This window comes from Vibrio sp. 10N.247.311.47, from assembly GCF_041467535.1.
Lineage (GTDB): Bacteria > Pseudomonadota > Gammaproteobacteria > Enterobacterales > Vibrionaceae > Vibrio > Vibrio crassostreae_C.
Genome location: NZ_JBFSUR010000015.1, coordinates 32,125 through 46,213, shown reverse-complemented (window position 1 = coordinate 46,213; position 14,089 = coordinate 32,125). Strand labels below are relative to the sequence as shown.

Below are 14,089 nucleotides of genomic sequence, written 5' to 3'. Positions count from 1 at the left end.
ATCACTTTCTTACAGTAAGATTACTTCTTACGGCAGAACTCAGCGATTACGTACATTGATTGACCGCCGTTTGTTTTACCAGAAACAAGCTTAGGATCGTCACCAACGCTGATACCACGAATAACAGTACCTTGCTTAATCACTTGGTTAGTACCTTTGATTGGCAGGTCTTTGATTACTGTTACGTCGTCACCTTTCTTAAGTTCAACGCCATTCACATCAAGAGGCTTGTCATCAGCAGACATGCCGATTTGTGCCCAAACTGATGTTTCTTCTTCAAGGTACATCATGTCTAGCGCGTCCTGAGCCCAGCTTTCTGTGTTCAGACGAGTAAGTTGACGCCATGCCGTTACTTGAACTGGCGCTTCCTGGCTCCACATGCTGTCAGTCAGACAACGCCAGTGGTTGATATCTTTAGGATCGTCAATCTCACCAAGACATTTGTCACATACCATGATGCCGTGATCCACTGTTACGTGGCTGTGTGGCGGCACTGCGTATGCAGTAAGAGAAGAATCAGAACCACATAGTTCACATTTAGATTGGCAGCGTTCTAGCATAGTAGCTTCAGAAGACATAATGGACTCACATTTATTAGGTATTAAATTACGGGGCTATTATCCACTTTATTTACAATAAAGAAAGAGGTCGTACGGTATTCTGTCTTGATTAATTTTAGCTGAGATCAACCATTTGTGTTTTAAAGTTTTATGCAAACGGTTAACTAGGGGAACTGTTCGAACGGCAGATACAAAAATGCCAGCGGTTAGGCTGGCATGAATAAGTTATAACTTGGCTTAATGATCTGGGCTATTTACCTTTTAATCATTAGTTACTTGTTGCTAATCAATCGTTGCATCAAGCAGTGCAGGGTTAACGACCAAGCTACCCGTCGCATTACCTTGTGTGAGATTGAATTGCACAATTTGTGATACCATTTCTTCATGCGCGGCACTGTCGTCTTCTGCAGGTAGGTGAGATTTTTGTGGTGCAATCACAGTACTATGCTCAGCAAATGAAGTGCGAGCAAAATAAGATGCCAATAATTGGCCTGTAGAATGATTAACACTGTTCTTTAACTCAAGTTTGCTAAACAGAGCTTGCGTGCCAGCTGTAGGCAGTCGAGTCGTATTAGGTATTGTTTCATCACCTTCTGCTTGTATGCCAAGTACAGGGCCAGACATAAGCGTCGCTATGTTAATCGGGTCAACATTGTCTAACACGGTTTGCGCCGCATAAGTGAATGACGTGAGCGTTGCATCAATCACGGCTTTTGTTTGCTTTTGTTCATTACTTGCGTTCGAGTCACTGAGCGTTTCATAGAAATCATCAAAGCAATCACCACCGTCAACTGCCGGCGTTTTGTTATAACAATTGACCGCATAATAGTCTTGATAGGCGGTGACTTGAGTACCTATTACCGTATGCTTTATTGTGCCGGAAAATGAGCCAGATTCAAGTAAGAATTGACCGATACCACCGCCTGGATTCGCTAGCGTTGTCGCTTTATAAGCAAGTTCGTCATCAACCGTGATGCCGAATTTCGCATCAATTTTGGTGTTGGCTACCGCTGAAGAGCTAATGCCAGTAATGCCACCAATAGAATGCCCCATCAAAGAGACGTTGCTCGTATCTAAAGAGCTAAATGGTGCACCAGTACCGTTATTGAGCGCAAGTCTCAAACCAATGCCATCAATCGCACTTTGTCTAATATTGTCACGGGCAACCGGTAAGTACTCAAGGTTCATGTACACAGTCGGTGTGTTTGGCGTAGTCACGACTTCTCCATTTTGTCCAAGACCTCGCTGACCATGTAGCGGTTGATCAATCGCAACAATGGCATAAGGTTGCTGGCCGGTTTGGATTGCGCCCGCAATATGCTGCAACGCGAAAGCGTAACTGGTCTCTTTTAAACTGGTAATACCGTGCTGGTATTGAAGTACTGGCAGGCTGTTACCGACAAGGACACCAGAAGGAATAAACATAATAACATCAACGCTTTCAACAGAGCGAATCTGTGGTACTGGGCTGTATTTGGTTAAAATTCGTTCCTGGTCTAACTGTGAGCCATTCGCTAAGGTGAGTTCGGCACCAATTAGGTTTTTTTGGTAGTTTGGGTCCAATAATTGATTAGCTGGATCTGAGATACCTAACTCAAATAGTTGTCGTGCAATCTCACCTTTATCCGCATCTGAACCCGATGATAGAACCTTTAGTATCTTGAGTACACTTGGCATGCTACTGCGCCAAGGCTGAGTTTTCCAACCACTATTCGCCGTATCATTTGATAGAAAATAAGGCAATTTCACCTTGGCACGATATACCGTGATCTCGCTTCCTGTTGCTAACTTGAAACCTGCGTAGTTGGTTGTGAGCGCATCAATACCTGCCGTCCCCAGAGCAGCCATTGCATACGGGTCAACGCTTAACGCGGTATCAAATGGCATAGTGTTTGGGATCGGGCTTGCACTGTCTATTTCTATCTCATAAAGGCTATTGAGCATATCTGCATCAATATTGTTCGGGTTGGCGCTGCCTTGCCAAATCTGAGATTGGGTTGATTCATACCCTAGTGCTAACGCGTTTTTAGTATTTTGCATAACGTTACCTGCCGAGGCGGTGGTAAACCAAGATGAGTATATGATTTCATCTGAGCTTGATACAGAACCATAGCCAGCGAACAACGCTTCAACTTGATGGATGATTTTCTGTGGTAAATCGAGCGAGCCTGCTTGGTCAATATCTGTCGTTTTTAAAGATGCGTAAGAGCTTGATGTTCCAAGTGGTTCATCTGCGCTATCAACAATTGAGTCAGTTAATGCATAGATGTAGTCAGAGCTAGGATCTAAACCTTTAAGAGGCAACACTTGTATGGTCTTAAAATCACTAGATGCCACTAAGTAGTCAACGCCAGCAGTTAGCGCAGTAAAGTTAGACATTACACCAGTGCTCAGGTCAACATCCACTTTAGCAACTTTTACACCGGCATTTAGGTGCGCGCTAAACGGTGTCGTACCCATCATCACGACATCATTCTTCAGCGTCCTATCACTTGGAAGATTCACATTGATAGTGAACGGCATGATAGTACTCCAACCATCAGCTTCCCCCATGGCTACTTTTGGATCATTCAAGAGCCCCGTTGAATTTGCATCTAACGGAATGTTTAACGTGTGATCGTTGGTATCGAATAGAAAAAAAGACGGCAGAGGAATATCTGCTTCTGGGCCTAAGAGCGTAAAGCTGACTTTTGAGCTTCGTTCCAAGGATTGTTCGATAGCATCAGAATAGATAGATCCTGAGCTTTCACTATTATCACCACATCCAGCAATTAGTAATGCCGAGCATACGAGAGAAAAAGAAAATTTATTGTTCATGTAATTATTCCCGTACGGTTAGTTGAAGGTATAGTTTAGTTGGATCGCAGAAAGGTAAGCATCGCCTTCAGCATCAAATGTTAACTTGTCATCGGCAGCATCAGTTTCTGTGAATGAACCACTTTTACTTTGCACGAGAGCAAATGCAGCATCGACAGTCATGTTTTCAGAAACTGCGTAAGTTAAACCCGCTGAATACCACATCCGATCGCTGTCTGGGATACTTAACGTTGCTTCACCTGCTTGTTCGTCATATGCCAAACCTGCACGTAAAGTCCAGTTTTGGTTAACCGTGTAAGTAGCACCTACAGACCATCTTTGGTTGTCTTCGTAATGTTCTGTCTTTAAGAAACATTCATTATTTTTACAATCAGGACTCGTCGCTTTTAACTCTTTGAACTTACTCCACTTAGTTAACTGCCAACCGTAGTGTACGGCCCAAGCATCATTTAGTTGGTGGAAAGCAGATAGTTCGAAGATGTCTGGTAGCTCAATTTCTAGCCGCCCTGTTGTTTTTCCTGGCTGGTCATTAGCCATTTTTAAACCTACATAGTCAGTGAACTCACCGTCATCAAAATCGAGTTCAACAGACGATCGGTAACCAAAGCCAAAACGGTTGTACTCGTTTAGTTCATATAACGCACCCACGTTCCAACCAAAAGCAAATGTCTCACCAGTCATCGATATCAATTTGTCGCTTGATGAACCACCAACAGGAAGGCTGCCTTTATGTCTGTTGAGTTCAGCTTCTGCATAAACAAAATTGACGCCAGCTCCAACACTAAAGCTATCGTTAACTCTGTACGCAATGTTTGGATTTAGGTTTACGGACACCAAAGATGTGTCACCGGCTAAATCACCTGCATAAATATCATCGGGATAATCAGTAGCAACGCCATATGTAGTGAACATGCCAATCCCCCAAGCCCATTTATCGTTGATAGGGCTAATGTAGTAAGCGGCAGGGACTATTTGTAAAGGGGCTACGTCAGAAGACTTCTGATTGAAATCGCTATCATTAATTTTGGTTTGAGTGACGTTAACCTCTGGATCAACGATAGAAACCGCGCCTGAAAATTGGGCTGTATCAAATAGGGTCATTGCGGCGGGGTTTCTCGCTAGTACACTCGCGTTATCGGCTACAGCGCCTTCACCTGAGAATGCGCGACCAAGACCTGAGGCAGAATGCTCAGCAACTTGGAAACCAGCCGCAAGTGAGTTACATGCAAATAGTACTGAAAGTGAAACGAGAGAGCGTTGTATTGTTTTCATCCTTGACCCTCCTAGGGCATCGAATTTCGTTATTATGGTTTGAAAACACACTGAGCATTTTTGGTGTTGAAGCTCCAATGTAAATGGCATGTTAAATTCATGTTTTATATAAAGTCAAAGAAAGAGTTGTTATTTTGTGAGGTTATGTTTTAAAGGGGCGGCACTTTAACATCGATAATATAAGTATAATCAATAATTTATTCGTGGTTGGAGGTGTGACCAGAGTGTTTATGCATCGTTGCGGTATAAATAGTGTTCAATAGCTCAATATGTAACAACTTTGTTTCTGTTTACCACCATTCGCTAAATCGGCATAATATCGACACTCGTTAGAAGTCATTAAATTGGAATTTTAAGTTTGGAATTACTCGCGATAGAGTTTCTTGGAAAACCGCTTCGTTTAGAAGGATCAATGGCAGGGTGGCAACAGTTGTATTGGGATAACACTTTGGTATCTCAATTAGATGCGACCACAGACCAAGAAGACGCCCGAAAACACGAATTTACACTACGCGCTGGCGAAGAAACGTTGCAGTGTCACGTTAAATCGACCGTTCAGTGGCAACCGTTTGAGATGACGTATAAAGCGTCGGTGAATGGGCAAACCATTACCGAAGGCAATCGAAACACCAAAGATATTGAACAACAAACTCCTGTTGTCGCTCCTAAACCAGAGAAGCGTTTTAGCTTAATTGGGTTGGTGTCGCTTGGTATGAAAGCGCTTAAAAGCGCCAAGCTAATCAAGGTCGTACTTGCTTCTGCGAGTTTAGCGGCCTATTCATGGTTGTTTTCAATTCAGTTCGCTTTGGCCTTAATCGCCTGTTTAATGTTCCATGAGTACGGTCATATTAGAGCGATGAAATACTTCGGCATGAAAACCAAAGGGATCTATTTGATACCATTTCTTGGTGGCTTGGCGTTATCCGATGAAAAGATTAATACGCGTTGGCAAGATGTGGTTATCTCAATCATGGGGCCATTGTTCGGCCTGATATTGTCGTTAGTATTTATGGTGCTGTATTGGGCGACTGGCGAAATGTTCTTTGCCGGCCTTGCAGTATTTAATGCTCTATTAAACCTGTTCAATCTATTGCCGATTTTGCCTCTCGATGGCGGACATGTTCTTAAAAGTATCAGTTTCTCGATGAACAGCGTACTTGGCATTGTACTTTGTGTCGCGGCTGCCGTTGCTGGTGTGGTATTGAGTTATCAGTTGAATTTAACCCTGTTTGGTTTCTTATTGATCATGGGCAGTGTTGAAATACTGTTTGAATGGAAAGGACGTCATCACAGTCACTTGTTACCGTTAGACAAATACGGGCAAGTCGTGTCGTTCGTTTGGTATGTAGGTTTAGTGAGCAGTTTGATTGGTGTTATCTGGTATTTTGCATCTACTGGTGATCAGCTATTAAGCCTACCATTACAAATTCTTGGTACTTAACGAGTGAGTTTCTGTTGTTGGAATTATCCAGCTGCTTAGTGCACTTGAACTGTTAGCAAGCAAGAAACTGAAAATGCCCTAACCAATATGGATAGGGCATTTTTGTATTTACACCAGCTAGGCGATTCTTACTTAGATTACGCTTTGCAATTTGGTCTTGGTGAACCTGATTGAGGAAGCGTTTTTATCGTTGCTTGTAGATCTTTAATACGCGTACTGTGGGAAGGGTGCGTAGAAAGCAACTCTGGCGGTTGATTACCCCCTGATGCTTTCGCCATGTTTTGCCACAAGTTGACACTTTGGTTTGGATCGAAACCTGCTTGAGCCATATACTCTAAACCAACAACATCGGCTTCAGACTCTTGAGTTCGCCCATACGGTAGAATAACGCCATATTGAACGCCTAACCCTAACGCGGCCATCGTCATACCTTGATACTGTTTGTATTCTGATGCACCTAACGCAACGTTAGTAATAGATAAGCCCGTATTAGCGATTTGAGACTGAGAAAGGCGCTCATTACTGTGGTCCGCTAAAACGTGTGCCACTTCGTGACCGATAACCGTCGCGAGTTGGTCTTGATTGACTGCAACCTTGAGTAACCCTGTGTATACACCGATTTTTCCGCCAGGTAGGGCGAATGCGTTCACTTGATCACTATCAAACACAACAACTTCCCATTCACTAAAACCTTGTTTAGGAATATATTGAGTGATGCTGTTCGCTACGCACTGTACATAAGCGTTAGTTTTGGCATCTTTGCTGATGGGTTGTTCTTTTTTCATTTGTTCAAAAGACTGTGCTCCAAGCTGAGACATGTCTTTATCTGAAAAAAGCAGCAATTGGTTTCTGCCTGTCGGAGAAGCGCTACACGCGGTTAGGCCTGCAAGTGTGAGAAGCGAGGCAAACTTCATCCATGACGTCATACAATATCCTCTGTGTATTCGGTTTTTATGCATGTTAACATCAACTTGCGTAATAGCTAAGGGCTGTAAGATAACTAACAGCGGTAATATAGAAAAAAGCTATGCACGCGATAACAAGATCAATAATTAAGGAACCTATATGAGTATTTGGAAAAAGCCCGTTGACCTAGATACCTTCAACGCGACCTCAAAAAATACCTTAATTGAACACCTCAACATTGTTTACACCGAAGTAAATGACAATTCTTTGGTAGCAACCATGCCGGTTTGTCACTTTACGCACCAACCACTGGGTATGCTTCATGGCGGCGCATCGGTTGTGCTAGCAGAAACGCTTGGCTCATTGGCTGCAAACTTCTGCGTACCAGAAGGCTATTATTGCGTTGGGCTCGATATCAATGCGAACCACGTAAGGTCAATGCGTGAAGGGCATGTCATTGGTACTGCTGAGCCTATTCACTTGGGCGTCTCTACTCAAGTATGGCAGATCAATATCACTGATGATCGTCAACGCTTAGTTTGTACCAGCCGTTTAACCATTGCCGTTAAGAAACATAAGCGATAACAGACTAGGCAGTCGTACGCTGGTTTTGTCTTTAGAAGAAGTAATCAGTACTTAGAACAAGCAATCAGTATTTAAAGAAGTAACCCGAGAAGCCCATGGTCATAACGTTTAAAAGTGGAAAAGTCATCGCAACCGCACATGAATTGGTTGTTCGTTTAGATGGGGAGCATAGAGTCACGCTGCAAGCCCAAGTTGATGCAATTCAATTGATCGGAAAAGGGGCAAATGTTATTTCAGCTAACGGTTCTGAGTGTAAATGGTCGATAAAATTAGACGATGAACAGCAGCTCCGTGAAATCGCTAATGAAATTGGCTGCGATGTAATGTAATCCTTTACGGTAAAGGCACTTAACCCTTAAGATTGAATAACATCTTAGGATGTCGTACTCATAATTCACAATAAAATTGTGTCAGTAATATTGATTTTACGCCATAAAATAGGGAAACTGAATTCAATGTCCTTTGAATAAGTTTTCCTCTTTATGAGCAGCCCAAGACTTCGCGTTCAATTTGAAACCCTGTTTGAATACTTCGATGGTAAAGATTCTGATGTTCAGCTCGACGACATCACGGATGTGCTCTGTTGTACTCGTCGTAATGCCCGAATGGTACTCAACAAGCTTGAAGAAGAAGGGTGGGTAGAATGGTTACCTGCAGCTGGTCGAGGAAAGTTATCTCAACTTATCTTTAAACAGAATCGTTGTGATGTCAGCGAGAACCTAGCAAGACGCTACTTGCAGGAAGGAAAAATTGGACAGGCGCTGTCAGTGCTTGATCACAATGCTGCCAAACTCACCCAAGTTATTCAAAACTACTTGGGTGTACAGTATCAAGAAGGTGAACAAGTTATTCGTTTGCCTTATTACCGACCGCTTTCAATGCTTAACCCAACCAAATCGATGCGTCGTTCAGAGCAGCATATCGCTTGTCAGGTATTCAGTGGGTTGACTCGTCTAGATGAGAATGACCAGCTCCAACCCGATCTGGCTCATTCATGGCAAAAAATCAGCGATTGCCAATGGCGATTCTTCTTGAGACCCGGTGTTCGTTTCCATAACGGGGAACCTCTGTTAACCAATCATGTTGTGGATACACTGCTTGCGCTCGAACCTCTCAACATGTTTTCGCATATCAAAGATGTCTCTTCACCTGCAAATTGTGTCGTAGATGTTTTTCTCACACGTCCAGACAAGTATTTTCCGCTTGCGCTAACGGAATCGGTCGCTAAAGTTACTTTACCGATCACTTTACGTGGTGAAGATTACGATATTCGACCGATTGGAACGGGACCTTATCGCATTGAAAAGAACGACGAGAAACAACTCGTGTTAACCGCTTTTAATGGGTACTTTGGTTTCAGACCGTTAATTGATCGCGTTGAAGTTTGGGTGGTGGATGAGGCTTATTCTTCAATGGTTTACCCAAGCCTATCTAAGCCTGTTATGGCCGACCGTGGCGATAGCGATGAAGTAGAACTCGATCCTGGCTGCACGTATTTACTGCTCAATAGAAAGAAAGGTATTGCACAAGATCCCGCATGGGCACAGTTTTTATCTAACGCATTGAATGCGGCGGATCTGTTTGTTCATATTCCAAAAGAGACTGTTATCGATTTGGGCGTGTTACACGCTTATGGGATAAAACCCGGTTGGTATGACATAAAGTTGAAGGTGCCAGTTTGTCCACCAGAAAATTCCAAACCAACGATAAGATTGGCGTATCAATGCCAACATCCAATGTTTCCAACGCTTGCCAAGGCGATTGTCACGATGCTGAAGCAATACAACGTCGATGTTGATCTTTACGGTTACGAAACCGATCCTCCACACGCTGATGATGTCGATATTTGGATTAACCCTATGGGTATCGCTAATAACAGAGACGACGCTTTAGCCGGTTGGCTAATGGACTACAGTTTTCTTGATGAATCTAGCCCGGCAGAAGACTTCGACCAATGGTGTCACATGATTGACCGTTGGCGTTCTGGTGAATTCGAGCAATTCCCAGCACGACAGTTAGGTAAACAACTGGTCCAAAGCAATCAATTGATCCCGATGTTCCATTGCTGGTTAGGCGTTAATAAAGATCAATGTGGTACGTTGCAAAACGCGAAATGTAATGCATTAGGTTGGTTCGACTTTAGCCAAGTTTGGGTGAAGCCTGACGTTGATTGAAATCCAAGAAAACTCAATTAGGACCAAATAACTCATTTAGGAAAAACGATGCAAACTCTGATGGTTACATTTATTACGCTGGTGGCATTTGCTGCGAATTCAGTTTTGTGTCGCTGGGCCTTAATGGATCAAACGATCGATCCTTTGAGCTTTTCGATCGTTCGCATCTTATCTGGTGCGCTTACGCTTCTGATTTTATTAACTTTGTCTTCCCAATCTAAAGCTAGACGTGTGTTAACAAACAACAAATCGCTATACACAAGGTTAAAATCACAGTTTCAATTCACGTCAATACTGTCACTGCTCGTGTATATGTTTGGTTTCTCGTTTGCTTACTTAGAGCTCGGCGCAGGTCTTGGTGCTCTGGTGTTGTTTGTCGCAGTGCAATTTACGATGATTGCCGCGCACCTGTTTTCTGGAAACAGAATGTCGCTCATTGAGTGGGGCGGGTGTTTGTTATCTGTGGCAGGGCTTGTTTATTTGTTAATGCCAACGGAATCGACTCAAGCACCCGACTTAGTTTCTATTATCTTGATGTCTCTGGCCGGAATTGGGTGGGGCATTTACACATTGGCAGGAAAGAAATCGTCAAACGCACTGCAATCGACCACCGCTAACTTTGGATTCAGCTCGCTAGTTATCCTTGTGGCATTGAGCTTATTAGTTTTAATACCTAATGCATTAACGCAAGTGTCTATCACTGAGCAAGGTTTGATTTACGCGGTTATATCGGGCTCTGTGGCTTCTGGTATCGGTTATAGTTTGTGGTATTACGTAGTGAAAAAACTGAATACCGTGGTTGCGTCTATTGCACAGCTTTCTGTTCCAGTTATCGCGACACTTGGTGGCGTATTACTGTTATCTGAACCTGTCACTATGCAATTTATAGTCTCATCAACCGTTATACTTCTTGGGATAAGCTTGGTTCTTGTCGCACCTAAACTTAAGAAATAAAGAGTTCAATCATTAACTTCTATGGCTAAACCAAACAAGAAACAACCGACCAAGACGGTTCAGATTTTCTGTGCCAAATGCAAAACGCAGCTTTTTAAGTATCGGAAAGGTGGCAAAGGTGCACTCGTGAAATGTTTTAAGGAGCGTATCGTTGAAGATTTCACGACAAAACCATGTGTGTGCCCTGAATGCGGGATTGAATTTGCGCGAGACACTTTGGTTCGAGGTACGCCAGCCTACAAGTTTGTTGGTGGCAAGGTAACGATGAAATAACCTGTCACGATGAAACGACCAGTCATATTAAAACGAGCAAACAATGCTGAAACTAAAAATGCCACAGCACGGTTTGTGTGTGGCATTTCAACGTTGCTTTTGATACTCAGTGTAAATAATTGAGCTTAGTAAGCATTGACACGCCCTTGAAGCTTAAGAAGTAATAGCGAGACAATTGCGCCCGTGGTGTCACACAGCATATCTTTCTGTGCATCCCAAATATCGCCTTGTGAACCAAGGAATGCGATACCTTCATCACCACCTGCAATCTCCGCGTACCACCACTCGATGATTTCATAACCTGCAGCAACACTCATGATCGCAAATAACGCAAAGAAACATGCAAGCACCGGTTGAGCCAGTTTTTTACGAATCAAGTACTCAGCGAGTGGGTAAGCATAAAGGCCAATAGAGAAATGCGCGACACGGTCAAAGTTATTCCGTTCTGAACCTATCATGTTATTGAACCAATCAAATGGCACTTCCGCGAAGGTATATTTTGCGCCTATCGTATGCAAAATCAGCCAGATAAACATCAAAACGTAAGCTGTCTTAGTGAAGGTGAGCTTTGTTGATAACCACCAAATACCCACCAATATCGCGAGCGCTGGGACAATTTCGGCAATCCACACCGCTCTTGAAGAGGGAGCGAACGCTGAAAATAGAAACACCGTCAGATACAGCGTCGTCAATGACAGCAATGGTCGATTTTGAGCAAGTGGCGTGATTGTCATATCAAGATCTCTCGTCGAAGTTTTTAATAGTTTTACACAATAATGAACAGTGTTCAATTGTGTCTTAATCACCAGATTTGTTGAAAAGTGGTGTTATCGCCCAGTATCTAGACAAACGGTTGCTAGAGTTTCACAAAAGTTTGATTTACAACAAAGCGATCCTTAAAATCGCTCTATTACTACATAACAAGAAAGAAAGTCATGAAACTGGAAACTGTCGATTACCTTGCTGACGACGCAGCAGAACAATTTGTTCGCTCTCTACGTGAAACTGGTTTTGGTGTTCTTAAGAACCACCCAATCCCGAAAGAGCTTGTTGAGTCAATTTACGAAAACTGGTACCAATTCTTCATCTCTGAAGAGAAAGAGAACTTCCACTTTAATGTTGAAACACAAGATGGATATTTTCCACCTTCAGTGTCTGAAGTTGCTAAAGGCCACACTGTAAAAGACATCAAAGAGTACTTTCACGTATACCCTTGGGGCCAAATCCCTGAACAGCTGAAAGAACAGATTCTAGATTACTACCAACGTGCGAATGCTTTTGCTCAAGAGCTGCTAGGTTGGGTTGAAGCTCATGCTCCTAAAGAAGTACAAGAGAAATTCTCTATTGCGTTATCAGAAATGATCAACGGCAGTGAACAGACTCTGCTTCGTGTTCTTCACTACCCACCAATGCAAGGTGATGAAGAGCCAGGTGCAATCCGCGCTGCGGCACACGAAGACATCAACTTACTGACGGTTCTTCCTGCTGCAAGCGAGCCGGGCCTTCAAGTTAAAGCTCAAAATGACGAGTGGCTAGATGTTCCATGTGACTTCGGTAACATGATCATCAACATCGGTGACATGCTTCAAGAAGCATCTGGTGGTTACTTCCCATCGACAACTCACCGTGTAATCAACCCATCAGGTGAACGCCAAGAGAAGTCTCGTATCTCTTTGCCTCTATTCCTTCACCCGAAACCAGAAGTAGTGCTATCTGAAAAGTACACAGCAAACGAATACCTAATGGAACGTCTAAGAGAGCTTGGCGTTATCTAGTCAGTTCAATGCTTCGTCCCTAAAATTGGGATAGATGTGAAAGGTCAGCTAAGTCGCTGACCTTTTTTGTATCCGTACCAAAGAATTGCGGCTTTATTACTAGGGCGTGTTGATCTTTCGAGCTGATTTTTGCAGCGAGTTGCTGGGTATTTATACAAGGCAGAGGCATCGATGTGTAGCTAGCCTACATGAGAAGCCGATAACGTAGTAGAAATGACCAGCAAACGCTGCCCGAAGGGTTCGGCTAAAAGCGTTTTACTCTTTGTTGAGGGAGATTTGCTTAGAATGACTAGGCTACTTCTCCCTCGCCGCGATTAAAACGCTTTTATCTCGAACAAAATTTAACCGCGAAAGGTCAACACGCCCTAATGGTTGTATTCAACGAAATGGTACTCAGTTTTGACGATAAAAGGTGCCTTTAAGCCAAACGTTAGAAAGTTGTTTGTCCTTAAGCTCGACAAATCTTAGAAAATCGCTTTCAATTAAAGAAGATACGCAACGGATGCGAAACAGGTTACTTATAGTATCCACAGTTCTAGAAATCCATTAATTCAGAGAAGCTAACTGAGTCAACTATGTCGAATTATCAAGATGTGAGAGCAAACTTTCATTGCCATATGGAAAACCCATTGCTTTGGCCGATAATGGAAGTGCTTAAGCAAAAGCCAAGCGGATGGAAAGTACACACATTGGCAGCTCATCTGAACGATCTTGGGTTTGTGCCAGTGTTGGATGCTGTGCCTGAGAAAGAGTTGTTTAAAAAGAACTTCCTTATCATGAATGCGCTTTATCAGCTTCAAGAAACCTTACACCCAGATGGTTGGCTCCAAGTCCAAGCGATGGACATCGAATTGATGAATGGTCGTTATCACGGAAGCAGTCACAGCATCGATCATCAAGACCCACTTCGAGAATACTACATTAATTGGGTTAACTATGAAGCGGATGAAGGTGAAGTCAAAAGGCTGTTGAACGAATTTTGGACTCGGTATAGAAAGTATGTGGGTGGTGATGAACTCGATATGGATCGAAGTCGAGCATTGAACCTGTTTGAGTTACCTTTAGACGCGACACACCATGAAATTAGAAAACGTTGGCGACAACTGGCATTGAGATGGCATCCGGACAGAGATGAAGGCAACACCGCAAAATTTCAGACGCTCTGTGAAGCATGGCATGTATTAAGAAGCTCATAATCGACAGGCATTTTTAGCTGTCTAATTGCTCAGAACCCTAAAACGGAAAGCCCCACATTGTGAGTGATACAAGTGGGGCTTTGTCGTCATTACGTTATGTTTTGGGTAACTACGTTATGTGCTGTAGCGACTTAAG

13 protein-coding genes are annotated in these 14,089 nt (G+C 43.1%); 8 read left to right on the top strand and 5 right to left on the bottom strand.

Annotated elements, in window-relative coordinates; genetic code table 11:
• Positions 1–20 precede the first annotated feature (20 nt).
• The 3 genes from AB6E51_RS11825 to AB6E51_RS11815 all read right to left on the bottom strand — a co-directional run bounded on the left by AB6E51_RS11825 (position 21) and on the right by AB6E51_RS11815 (position 4,649).
• A complete protein-coding gene (locus tag AB6E51_RS11825) occupies positions 21–578 on the bottom strand; it encodes a PhnA domain-containing protein (protein WP_017060062.1) in 558 nt (185 codons plus the stop codon).
• 264 nt (positions 579–842) lie between these two features.
• Complete coding sequence (locus AB6E51_RS11820; protein WP_372058311.1) at positions 843–3,377, bottom strand: VolA/Pla-1 family phospholipase; 2,535 nt, start codon at positions 3,375–3,377, stop codon at positions 843–845.
• A gap of 18 nt (positions 3,378–3,395) precedes the next feature.
• Entirely contained in the window at positions 3,396–4,649 is a 1,254-nt protein-coding gene (locus AB6E51_RS11815) for an outer membrane protein transport protein (RefSeq protein ID WP_372058312.1), read from the bottom strand.
• 358 nt (positions 4,650–5,007) lie between these two features.
• Between AB6E51_RS11815 and AB6E51_RS11810 the strand changes: the two genes are divergently transcribed.
• Entirely contained in the window at positions 5,008–6,090 is a 1,083-nt protein-coding gene (locus AB6E51_RS11810; protein WP_372058313.1) for a site-2 protease family protein, read from the top strand.
• A gap of 137 nt (positions 6,091–6,227) precedes the next feature.
• On the opposite strand, the gene AB6E51_RS11805 is transcribed toward AB6E51_RS11810, so the two are convergent.
• Positions 6,228–7,016, bottom strand: coding sequence for a M48 family metallopeptidase (locus AB6E51_RS11805; protein ID WP_017060066.1), 789 nt, complete (start codon positions 7,014–7,016; stop codon positions 6,228–6,230).
• Between the two features lie 139 nt (positions 7,017–7,155).
• Between AB6E51_RS11805 and AB6E51_RS11800 the strand changes: the two genes are divergently transcribed.
• The 5 genes from AB6E51_RS11800 to AB6E51_RS11780 all read left to right on the top strand — a co-directional run bounded on the left by AB6E51_RS11800 (position 7,156) and on the right by AB6E51_RS11780 (position 10,982).
• Positions 7,156–7,581 (top strand): hotdog fold thioesterase, encoded by a 426-nt coding sequence (locus AB6E51_RS11800; RefSeq protein WP_017060067.1) that lies wholly within the window; start codon positions 7,156–7,158, stop codon positions 7,579–7,581.
• A 95-nt stretch (positions 7,582–7,676) separates the two neighbouring features.
• Positions 7,677–7,910 (top strand): DUF3389 domain-containing protein, encoded by a 234-nt coding sequence (locus AB6E51_RS11795; protein ID WP_017064605.1) that lies wholly within the window; start codon positions 7,677–7,679, stop codon positions 7,908–7,910.
• Between the two features lie 153 nt (positions 7,911–8,063).
• Positions 8,064–9,755: an SgrR family transcriptional regulator gene (locus AB6E51_RS11790; protein ID WP_372058315.1), complete on the top strand. Its 1,692-nt coding sequence runs from the start codon at positions 8,064–8,066 to the stop codon at positions 9,753–9,755.
• Positions 9,756–9,803: 48 nt separating this feature from the next.
• Positions 9,804–10,709, top strand: coding sequence for a DMT family transporter (locus AB6E51_RS11785; protein ID WP_372058317.1), 906 nt, complete (start codon positions 9,804–9,806; stop codon positions 10,707–10,709).
• Positions 10,710–10,730: 21 nt separating this feature from the next.
• Positions 10,731–10,982 carry a hypothetical protein gene (locus AB6E51_RS11780; RefSeq protein WP_017060071.1) on the top strand — a complete coding sequence of 84 codons (252 nt, stop codon included), beginning with the start codon at positions 10,731–10,733 and terminating at the stop codon, positions 10,980–10,982.
• A gap of 125 nt (positions 10,983–11,107) precedes the next feature.
• On the opposite strand, the gene AB6E51_RS11775 is transcribed toward AB6E51_RS11780, so the two are convergent.
• A complete protein-coding gene (locus tag AB6E51_RS11775; RefSeq protein ID WP_104216053.1) occupies positions 11,108–11,716 on the bottom strand; it encodes a DUF2238 domain-containing protein in 609 nt (202 codons plus the stop codon).
• A gap of 201 nt (positions 11,717–11,917) precedes the next feature.
• Here AB6E51_RS11775 and AB6E51_RS11770 point away from each other — a divergent pair, with 201 nt between their 5' ends.
• The gene (locus tag AB6E51_RS11770) at positions 11,918–12,757 is read left to right on the top strand and encodes an isopenicillin N synthase family oxygenase (protein ID WP_017060073.1); all 840 of its coding nucleotides are present in this window, start codon (positions 11,918–11,920) and stop codon (positions 12,755–12,757) included.
• A gap of 575 nt (positions 12,758–13,332) precedes the next feature.
• Positions 13,333–13,953 (top strand): DNA-J related domain-containing protein, encoded by a 621-nt coding sequence (locus AB6E51_RS11765; protein ID WP_029235437.1) that lies wholly within the window; start codon positions 13,333–13,335, stop codon positions 13,951–13,953.
• The last annotated feature ends 136 nt before the right edge of the window (positions 13,954–14,089 follow it).

Coding starts and splice junctions, on each gene's coding strand:
- AB6E51_RS11825 (WP_017060062.1), bottom strand. CDS start 578: ATGTCTTCTGAAGCTACTATGCTAGAACGCTGCCAATCTAAATGTGAA.
- AB6E51_RS11820 (WP_372058311.1), bottom strand. CDS start 3,377: ATGAACAATAAATTTTCTTTTTCTCTCGTATGCTCGGCATTACTAATT.
- AB6E51_RS11815 (WP_372058312.1), bottom strand. CDS start 4,649: ATGAAAACAATACAACGCTCTCTCGTTTCACTTTCAGTACTATTTGCA.
- AB6E51_RS11805 (WP_017060066.1), bottom strand. CDS start 7,016: ATGACGTCATGGATGAAGTTTGCCTCGCTTCTCACACTTGCAGGCCTA.
- AB6E51_RS11800 (WP_017060067.1), top strand. CDS start 7,156: ATGAGTATTTGGAAAAAGCCCGTTGACCTAGATACCTTCAACGCGACC.
- AB6E51_RS11795 (WP_017064605.1), top strand. CDS start 7,677: ATGGTCATAACGTTTAAAAGTGGAAAAGTCATCGCAACCGCACATGAA.
- AB6E51_RS11790 (WP_372058315.1), top strand. CDS start 8,064: ATGAGCAGCCCAAGACTTCGCGTTCAATTTGAAACCCTGTTTGAATAC.
- AB6E51_RS11785 (WP_372058317.1), top strand. CDS start 9,804: ATGCAAACTCTGATGGTTACATTTATTACGCTGGTGGCATTTGCTGCG.
- AB6E51_RS11780 (WP_017060071.1), top strand. CDS start 10,731: ATGGCTAAACCAAACAAGAAACAACCGACCAAGACGGTTCAGATTTTC.
- AB6E51_RS11775 (WP_104216053.1), bottom strand. CDS start 11,716: ATGACAATCACGCCACTTGCTCAAAATCGACCATTGCTGTCATTGACG.
- AB6E51_RS11770 (WP_017060073.1), top strand. CDS start 11,918: ATGAAACTGGAAACTGTCGATTACCTTGCTGACGACGCAGCAGAACAA.
- AB6E51_RS11765 (WP_029235437.1), top strand. CDS start 13,333: ATGTCGAATTATCAAGATGTGAGAGCAAACTTTCATTGCCATATGGAA.